Annotated in this window: 6 protein-coding genes; 3 read left to right on the forward strand and 3 right to left on the reverse strand. The window is 66.0% G+C overall.

Annotated elements, in window-relative coordinates:
- Positions 1-62 precede the first annotated feature (62 nt).
- The 3 genes from G3O01_RS31295 to G3O01_RS31305 are packed head-to-tail and all read left to right on the forward strand — an operon-like array spanning position 63 to position 4552.
- Positions 63-1766, forward strand: a complete 1704-nt coding sequence (locus G3O01_RS31295) for a VRR-NUC domain-containing protein (RefSeq protein WP_205810848.1) — start codon at positions 63-65, stop codon at positions 1764-1766.
- Positions 1763-4021 carry an ATP-dependent DNA helicase gene (locus G3O01_RS31300; protein WP_205810850.1) on the forward strand — a complete coding sequence of 753 codons (2259 nt, stop codon included), beginning with the start codon at positions 1763-1765 and terminating at the stop codon, positions 4019-4021. The genes G3O01_RS31295 and G3O01_RS31300 overlap by 4 nt, the downstream gene beginning before the upstream one ends.
- Before the next feature lie 42 nt (positions 4022-4063).
- Complete coding sequence (locus G3O01_RS31305; protein WP_205810852.1) at positions 4064-4552, forward strand: SRPBCC family protein; 489 nt, start codon at positions 4064-4066, stop codon at positions 4550-4552.
- A gap of 8 nt (positions 4553-4560) precedes the next feature.
- Here G3O01_RS31305 and G3O01_RS31310 read toward each other — a convergent pair whose 3' ends face one another.
- The 3 genes from G3O01_RS31310 to G3O01_RS31320 all read right to left on the reverse strand — a co-directional run.
- Positions 4561-7119: a mechanosensitive ion channel domain-containing protein gene (locus tag G3O01_RS31310; protein ID WP_205810856.1), complete on the reverse strand. Its 2559-nt coding sequence runs from the start codon at positions 7117-7119 to the stop codon at positions 4561-4563.
- A gap of 214 nt (positions 7120-7333) precedes the next feature.
- A complete protein-coding gene (locus tag G3O01_RS31315) occupies positions 7334-7675 on the reverse strand; it encodes an NIPSNAP family protein (protein ID WP_205810857.1) in 342 nt (113 codons plus the stop codon).
- Between the two features lie 104 nt (positions 7676-7779).
- On the reverse strand, positions 7780-8982 hold a 1203-nt coding region (locus G3O01_RS31320; protein WP_205810858.1), incomplete at its 5' end, for an MFS transporter.

The following is an 8982-nucleotide window of genomic DNA, read 5'->3' on the forward strand; positions in this document are numbered from 1 at the left end:
CCGGGTTTGCTATGATCGCTGTATAAATATACAGCCCTCCGTGCTCTCCGTGTCCAATAGCCGTGCCGACCGACGCTCCCGATCCGTTCTATTACCTGTCGAATTTCGAGCGCGCGCTCGCGTGGATCGCCAGCCGTTATGACGATCTGCTGAGCGACAGCGAACGGGCTTTTCTCGACGCTTTCCTGAATGACGACGCGCGCCTGCCGAAAGCATCGCGCGCGCTGCTCGTGCGCATGCTGATGCGCAAAGGCACGCTGTTTCGCACAGGGCGGCTTGCGTATGCGGAAATCGGTTGTCCCGTTGCGGCCGCTGCGCCGCTCGCCGCGCTCGGTCTGATCGACGCCGATTCAGATGTCTCGCTCGACGAACTGTTCGCGCTCGCGACACGCCCCGAACTGCAACGCACGTTTGCCGCGACGCCCGCGCTCAAGGGGTTGCGCAAGCCCGAATGGCTCGAAGCGCTGCGTGTCGCGGATCCCGCGCACGCACAGCCAAGGCGCTATCGCGAGTGGGACGCTGCCGCGGATGAAGCCGCGTTGCGCGTGCTCGTCGCGCCGTTGTGCGAGCGTTTCCGTTTGATGTTCTTCGGCAATCTGCATCAGGACTGGTCAGAATTCGTGCTCGCCGATCTGGGCGTCTACCAGTACGAGCGCGTGGCGTTCGCGCCGTCGTCGCGGGCGTTCCAGCAGCGCGAGGACGTCGACGTTTATCTGGCGCTGCATGCATGCCGCGAACTGCTCGAACTGACGGGCGACGAAGCGCTCGATCCTCTGCTCGAAGCCGTCGATTCAATCGATACCCAGCACAACCCCTGGCTCGCGTTGCGCCGCGCGAAACTGCTGTTCGCGATCGGTTATCAGGCGGAGCGTCGTCATGACTGGGAGACGGCGTTGCGCGTCTACGAGCGCTGTACGTGGCCTGGCGCGCGGCATCGGCGTATGCGCGTGCTGGAGCGTGACGGCCGCGACGCGGACGCGCTCGCGCTGGCGTTACAGGCGTCAGCCGCGCCCGAGAGCGAAGAGGAGCAGCAACGCGTCGCGCGCATGATGCCGCGCCTGCAACGGCGGCTCGGCGGCGCGGCGCACAAGCCTGCAGCTGTGCGAGCGGCGCAGCGCGGCATGCTCGAACTGCCGCGTCCGTTCGATCCGATCGCCGTCGAATACGCAGTGCGCGACCATCTGTCGACGGATGACGCACCCGTGCATTACGTCGAAAACGCGCTTATCAATTCACTGTTCGGGCTGCTCTGCTGGGAACCCGTTTTCGAGGCCGTGCCGGGCGCGTTCTTTCACCCGTTCCAGCGCGGTCCCGCCGATCTGCACGCGCCTGATTTCCGCGCGCGCCGCGCCGCACAGTTCGACGCGTGCTTTGCGCAACTGGCGAGCGGCGCGTATCGCGAGACCATTTTGCGGCACTTCGAAACCAAAGCCGGGCTGCAATCGCCGTTCGTGTTCTGGGGAATGTTGACGCCGGAATTGCTGACGCTCGCGCTCGACTGCCTGCCCGCCGCGCATCTGAAGCTGTGGTTCGAGCGCCTGCTGGCCGACATCCGCACGAACCGTTCAGGCTTGCCCGATCTGATCCGCTTCTGGCCGCGCGAGCAGCGCTATGAGCTGATCGAAGTGAAAGGGCCGGGCGACCGCCTGCAGGACAACCAGATCCGCTGGCTCGCGTACTGCGTGCAGCACGCTATGCCCGTGCGCGTGCTCGATGTCCGCTGGACCGAGGACGTCGAAGGCGCTGAGAACGCGGAGGCGGCATGAGCTACGTCGTCGCCGTGCGCACGCTCTGCGAATTCACCGCGCGGCGCGGCGACCTCGATCTGCGCTTCACGCCTGCGCCATCGGCGCTCGAAGGGATCGCCGGGCATCAGGTCGTAACGGCACGCCGTGCATCCGGCTACGAAACGGAAGTCACGCTGACGGGCACGCATGGCAGTCTCACGGTGCGCGGTCGTGCCGATGGTTACGATCCGGCGCTCAACCGGCTCGAAGAGATCAAGACGCATCGCGGCGATCTCGATCGGATGCCTGCCAATCATCGCGCGCTGCATTGGGCGCAGGCGCTCGTGTACGGGCATCTGCTGTGCGAGGCGCGCGGCCTCGCAGAACTGACCGTCGCGCTCGTCTACTTCGATATCGCCTCGCAAAAGGAAACCGTGCTGACAGAGCAGCACACGGCGGCATCGTTACGCGCGTTCTTCGAAGACCAATGTGAGCGCTTCATTGCCTGGGCTTTACGCGAGGAAGCGCATCGCGAGGCGCGCAACGCCGCGTTGAACGCACTGCGCTTTCCATACGGAGAATTTCGCAGCGGACAGCGCGAGCTTTCCGTAGCCGTATTCAGGGCCGCGCGCGACGCTCGCTGTCTGATGGCGCAGGCACCGACGGGTATCGGCAAGACGCTCGGCACGATCTTTCCGCTGCTAAAGGCGTGCGGCGCGGATCATCTGGACCGCGTGTTCTTTCTGACCGCAAAAACGCCGGGCCGCGCGCTCGCGCTCGACGCCATCGAGTCCCTGCATCGAAGCGAAGCCGCGCTGCCGTTGCGCACGCTCGAACTCGTCGCACGCGACAAGGCCTGCGAGCATCCCGACAAATCATGTGATGGCGAATCGTGTCCGCTTGCACGCGGCTTCTATGACCGTCTGCCCGCCGCGCGCGATACCGCGTTGCAGGCGCGCACGCTCGATCGCGCGGCCGTGCGCGAAGCGGCGCTCGCGCATGACATCTGCCCGTACTATCTGGCGCAGGAAATGGCGCGCTGGTGCGACGTGGTGGTCGGCGACTACAACTACTACTTCGACAGCAGCGCGATGCTGTACGCGCTCACGCAACTGAACGGCTGGCGCGTCGCCGTACTCGCCGATGAAGCGCACAATCTGCCCGACCGTGCGCGCCGCATGTACAGCGCGACGCTCGATCAATACGCGTTTCGCGGCGCGCGCCATACTGCGCCTGCCGCGCTGAAAAAGCCGTTCGATCGCCTGAATCGCGAATGGAATGCGCTCAACCGCGAGCGCAAGACAGCGTATGAGGTGCTGCCCGACGTGCCGCCCAAGCTGCAATCGGCACTGCAAAACCTGACTTCATCGATTGGCGATCAGCTTGCCGAAGCCCCGCAATCCGTCGATGAAACTACACTGCGTTTCTATTTCGACGCGCTGCATTTCGCGTCTCTGGTCGAAGAATTCGGTGCTCATTCGATCGTCGATGTGACGCTCGATACGCGCCAAAGCGCGAAGGCTACGACAGAAATCTGCGTGCGCAACGTGATTCCCGCGCCGTTTCTCAAGCCGCGCTACGCCGCCGCGCGCGCAACGATCGTTTTCTCCGGCACGCTCAGTCCGCAGCATTTCTATCGCGATATGCTCGGTCTGCCCGACGACACCGGCTGGCTCGAGGTCGAAGGGCCGTTTCGCGCCGAGCAACTGGATGTGCGCGTCGCGCGTCATGTGTCGACGCGCTGGCGCGACCGCGAGCGCTCGCTTGAACCCATCGTCGATCTGATCGCGCAGCAGTACGCCGCGCGTCCCGGCAACTATCTTGGCTTTCTCAGCAGCTTCGACTATTTGCAGCGTGTGGCCGGTTCGATGCGCGAGCGGCATCCGCATGTGCCCATCTGGACGCAGGAGCCGCGCATGGACGAAGCCTCACGCGATGCGTTTCTCGCGCGCTTCACGACAGGCAGCGCGGGCGTCGGCTTCGCGGTGCTGGGCGGGGCGTTTTCGGAAGGCGTCGATCTTGTCGGCGAACGGTTGATCGGCGCGTTCATCGCGACGCTCGGCCTGCCGCAGATGAACGACGTCAACGAACAGATGCGACGTACCTTCGATACGCAGTTCGGCAATGGCTACGATTACGCGTATCTGTATCCGGGCATGCAGAAGGTCGTGCAGGCAGCGGGGCGCGTGATCCGCACCGAGCACGACGCGGGTGTCGTGCATCTGATCGACGACCGTTACCAGCGCGCGGATGTGCGACGCCTGTTGCCGCGCTGGTGGAAGGTGGAGGCATAGCAACAGGCCGTATCACGCAGCAGCAGGAACGGGAGACGCTCCATGCGCGCAGACGAATACCGTTTCACGACGATCTGGCGCATCGACGCACCGCGGCAGGCCGTATGGGACGCGATCCACGATCCGGCGCGCTGGCCGCAATGGTGGACCTGCGTCGAGCGCGTGATCGAAGCGGAGCCGGGCGCGAGCGATGGTGTTGGCGCGCTGCATCGTTATACGTGGAAAGGGCGTTTGCCTTATCGCGTTGCGTTCGACATGCGCGTGACGCGCGTCGAGCCGCTCGTGCTGCTCGAAGGCGAAGCGTGTGGCGATGTCGAAGGAACGGGGCGCTGGGATTTCTCGACGCAGGGCGAGGCGACCGTCGTGCGCTACGAATGGCGCGTGCGCACGAAGCGCGGCTGGATGAACCTGCTGGCGCCGCTCGCGCGCCCGTTCTTCAAATGGAATCACGACTACGTGATGCAGCAGGGCGGTGAAGCGCTGGCTCAACTGCTCGACGCGCGGCTGCTGGGCGTCGAGCATTCGTCATGAAGTGCGCGTCAGTGTCGCGCGGGTTTTGCTGAAGGTTTCTCTGCAGACGAACCGTCCTGCCTGTTCGACGGACGCGGCGGCCCTTCGAGTTCGTCGTCGGTGGAATCGGCAGCGCCCGCTGCGGTATTGGACGACACCAGCACGCTGCGTTGAGGATTCGAAATCTCGATGCCCTTCGCGCTGAACGACTCGAAGATGCGCCGGTTGAATTCGCGCTGCGTCGGCCAGCGCGCGGTATCGCGGCACTGGATCTGGCCGGCGAGCGTGACGGACGCGCCATCGACGGCGTCGACGCCCCAGAAGCTGAAGTCCGACAGAATGCCGTCCTTGAACTGATCGTCCTCGCGCAGCGCGGCGCCGATCTCCTTGAGCGTCGCGATCGCGAGATCGACATCCTGGCCGTACGCGATGCTGACCCGCACAGCCGCATTGCCCAGCCCGCGGTTCGTATTGTTCACGGTCGATACTGAACTGAACGGCACCGTGTACAGCGAACCGTCGCCGCCGCGCAGCCGCACGGTGCGGATCGATAGATATTCGACCGTGCCCGACACGCCCGCGAGCGTGACCCAGTCGCCGACCTGCATTGCGTTTTCCATCAGCAGGAAGATGCCCGTGATGAAATCCTGCACCAGTTTTTGCGAGCCGAAGCCGAGCGCGACGCCGAAGATGCTCGCGCTCGCGAGCAGCGGCGCGGTGTTCACGCCGAGTTCGCTCAGGCCCGTCATCACGACAACCAGCGCGATCACGACGAACAGCGCGCTGCGCAGCATCGGCACCAGCGTGCGCAGCCGCGCGGCGCGCATCAGGTCGCCGCTTTTGGTCCACTGCGCGAGGCGCTTTTCGACGGCGACGTTCGCGAGTTCCCAGACCACGAGCGCGATCACGGTGGCCACGAGGATCGTGACGATGGCCGACGTCAGCCGGTGGCCGATCGCGCCAGGCCGGAAGAACTGCCACACGTCGATGCCCCAGACCTGCAACAGCACGAGCGCGCTGACGACCACCACCAGCGCCGAGACGGCACGCCGGATCAGCGGATAGTAGCGATACGCGTGTTCGTGAATCAGCGAGCGCTGCTCGCCTTCATCGACATGAAAAAGCCGTCCGAGCGCGCCGAACAGCACGATCGACACGACGCGCGCGCCCACCAGCACGCCCAGCGACACGCCGCCGAGATGCAGCAGCGTGCGGTAGCCGTTGTGGACATCGAGCGCCCACACGAACCACAGCGCCATCACGATGAACACGGCCACCCACGCCCACATGTCGATCAGCCCGTGCGCGAGAATCGTCACGGGGCGCTGGGTGATGCTGTCGGACGCGCTATCGTCGGTGCGGCTGGTGCGCTCGCGCAGCAGCGCGGAAATCGGCGCGCGGCATTGCAGGATCATGATCGAGATCATCACGTGCCCGACGAGCGCCAGCAGCTTCACGAGCGGCAGATGCGCCGCGTCGCTCAGGCCGAGCGCGGTGGCGATCTCGATCAGCGCGCCGCCCGTGCCGATCACGCTGACCACGCGGATCACCCAGCGCTGCATGAAGAGCGCCCAGCTATCGGGCAGCCGCAGCAGACGCAGCCCCGGCGCATCCGGCTGCAGGAAAAAGCCCGCGGCGATCACGATCGCGCGGCAGATCACGTAGAGATCGATCAGGCCGTTGAGCGCCATGTCCTGAATCGTGGCGTCGTCCGTGAAGATCGACATCAGCGCGCTCGCGGCCGACACGAACACGACGAGCGGGAGCATGCGCAGCAGCAGTTGCAGCGCCGCGCTCGGCAGGCGTTGCAGCGTGGTCCAGTGGTGTTCCGCCTGGCGCTTGCTGCGTGCTTCCTTCTGCTGGTTTTCGGCGTTGCTGGGCGTCGCAGTGGATGGATCGGATGCGGACGAGCCGGATGGCGGTGTCGACATCGATGTGGCGGCAGGCGCATTGGCATGGGCAGCGGCGGCTTCCTGCGCGTGCTCCATGGCTTCACGCGCTTCCCGCTGCTCGCGCCGCAAGATGATCGCGGCGCGCGCGCGGCGCAGCAGACGGCGCGCGAGCCATTCGAGCGCGATGGCGGGCACCAGCGTGCCGATCAGTGCGAGCAGCACGCCGAACACCTTCGCGCGCTCGTGCGGATCGGAGAGTTGCACGTTCCACCAGTAGCGCGCCGACGACGTGTCCAGCAACACCGCGACCGACCGCTTGAGCGTCATGCCGCCCTGCGTGAGCCAGTGCGCGCCCTGACGCACCAGTTGCGAAGCGAGGCCATTCGATTTGAACGCGGCGGCGACGCTCGCGCCCGAGGCGGCGTCCGTCGCGGCAGTCGCGGACGCACCCGCAGCGCCCGAAGCGGGCGTATCGGGCGTGGCGAGCACACCTGCCGCGGCAATCGCCGTCAGCGTGTCCTCGATCTGCGCGCGCTTTTTGGGGTCGTTCAGCACTTGCAGCGCCTGGCGGGCCTGGTCGGGCGTCAGCGTGACGGTGGTGGCGGACGCGCCGGACGCGCTCGTCGTCGCGGTCACGGCGGAGAAAGCCGGCGCGCAGAACAGCGCCAGCAAACAGATCAGAAAAAGTTTGCGCATGTAGGGCCGGTGGTCGGCGGCGATGCGCGTACGGCTGGACGCGATGCGGCGCCGGAGCCACCACGATTCGACTGAAAAATAAAGCGACCCTCGCGGGACACGATAAGTTCCGCAAACCTGGCGTTTCGGCCATCCGGCGCGCATCGGCGCGTGCTATCCGCGCGTTTTCGTGCATTTTTATGCCGAAACGCAATGCCCTCGCGTGGCTGGCATGTTACGCATGAACGGGGCGCGCGGGCTTGCCGAGCGTCCCGTCGACGACTTCCGTGAAGGTTCGTTCCTCGCGCAGGATGAAGCGTTTTTCCTGCGCCATGCGGAAGTTTTCGACCGATGCCGGGTCCGTGCGCAGCCGCGCGCGATACGCCTCGTAAGCGGCGAGGCTGTCGAAGGCGATGAGGCCCCACGCGATGTCGTTGGTGCCTTCGTGCGGCAGGAAATAGCCGAGCAGATGGCCGCCGCAGCGCGGAATGATGTCTCCCCAGTTCTGCGCGTATTGCCGGAACGCGTCGCGCTGGAACGGATCGATCTGATAGCGGATGAAGCAGGTGATCGTCATGGGGGGACTCCCGTCGTTGTCATTGATTGGATGACGGTCAGTATCCGCGACGCGCAGCACGCGATGTTTCAGGCTGGATGGAAGTGTGGATGCGCGCTGCTTTCTCACGCATGCGGCGATTTCGGCGGCCCGTGAATCGTCGCCGCCGCGCATGCCGCGCCGAGCAGCGCGCACAACGCCGATACCAGCGCGACGGCGCGCAGCCCGGCGTCGATGGCATCGGATTGCGCATCGACGATCTGCGCGGGCACGGCATGCGCGCCTGCCGACGTGTCGGGCGCGAGCTGGCCTTCGCGATGCAGGTCGGCGGGAATGTGCAATTGCTCGAGACGCTGCGTGAGCGCCGCGTCGTGCGACCACACGAACACGATGCCGAGCACGGCGATCGCCAGCAGACTCGCGATCCGCGCGACGGCATTGTTGATGCCCGACGCGACGCCCGTGCGCGTAGTGGCGACGGACGTCATCACGGTGGTCGTGAGCGGCGCGACGGTGATCGTCATGCCGATGCCGAGCACGGCGAGGGCAGGGAAGTAGCTCGTCCAGTAGCGCGCCCGGTCGATGTCTAGCCACGCGGGCAGCGCCAGCAATAGAAAGCCGGCCGCGGCGATCACCGGGCCCGCCGTCAGCAGCGCGCGCGGCCCGTAACGCGACGCGAGTCCGCCCGTGAAGCGCGACAGCACGCCGATCACCACAGGCACGGGCAGCAGCGCCGCGCCCGCTTGCGTCGCCGAGTAGCTGTGCGCGCGGATCAGCGTGAAAGGCAGGAAGAACAGCGCGCCGCCCAGACCGAAATAGAGCAGCAGCGTGACGATGTTCGCGCCGCTGAAATCTCGCGAATGAAACACATCGAGCGGCATCATCGGGTCCGTGCTGCGCGCTTCGATTGCGACAAACGCGGCGCATACGGCGACGCCGCCTGCAATCAGACCGATCACGATTGCATCGGCGAAACCACGCGACGAAGCGAGCGTGAGTCCGTATGTCAGCAGGCCGAGTCCGAGCGCCGCCGACAGCGCGCCCGGCCAGTCGAGGCGCGGCGAAGCGCTCGCGGCGCGGCTATCCGGCACCGACGACAGCGCAAGCGCCACCGTGACGGCCGCGATCGGCACGTTCAGATAGAAGATCGCGCGCCACGAGAACGCGTCGACCAGCCAGCCGCCCGCGACAGGCCCAAGCGCCGACGTAATCGCGCCGACTCCGGCCCAGGTGCCGATCGCGCGGCCGCGCTCCTTTTCGTCGAACACCGCGCCGATGATGGCGAGGCTGCTCGGCACCAGCAGCGCCGCGCCCGCGCCTTGCACGGC

Origin of the sequence: Burkholderia sp. Ac-20365 (assembly GCF_017104715.1) — a bacterium.
In the GTDB taxonomy this organism is placed as follows: domain Bacteria; phylum Pseudomonadota; class Gammaproteobacteria; order Burkholderiales; family Burkholderiaceae; genus Paraburkholderia.

Excerpts from the sequence above, each read along its gene's own strand:
- G3O01_RS31300 (WP_205810850.1), top strand. The coding sequence starts at position 1,763 with ATGAGCTACGTCGTCGCCGTGCGCACGCTCTGCGAATTCACCGCGCGG.
- G3O01_RS31305 (WP_205810852.1), top strand. The coding sequence starts at position 4,064 with ATGCGCGCAGACGAATACCGTTTCACGACGATCTGGCGCATCGACGCA.
- G3O01_RS31310 (WP_205810856.1), bottom strand. The coding sequence starts at position 7,119 with ATGCGCAAACTTTTTCTGATCTGTTTGCTGGCGCTGTTCTGCGCGCCG.
- G3O01_RS31315 (WP_205810857.1), bottom strand. The coding sequence starts at position 7,675 with ATGACGATCACCTGCTTCATCCGCTATCAGATCGATCCGTTCCAGCGC.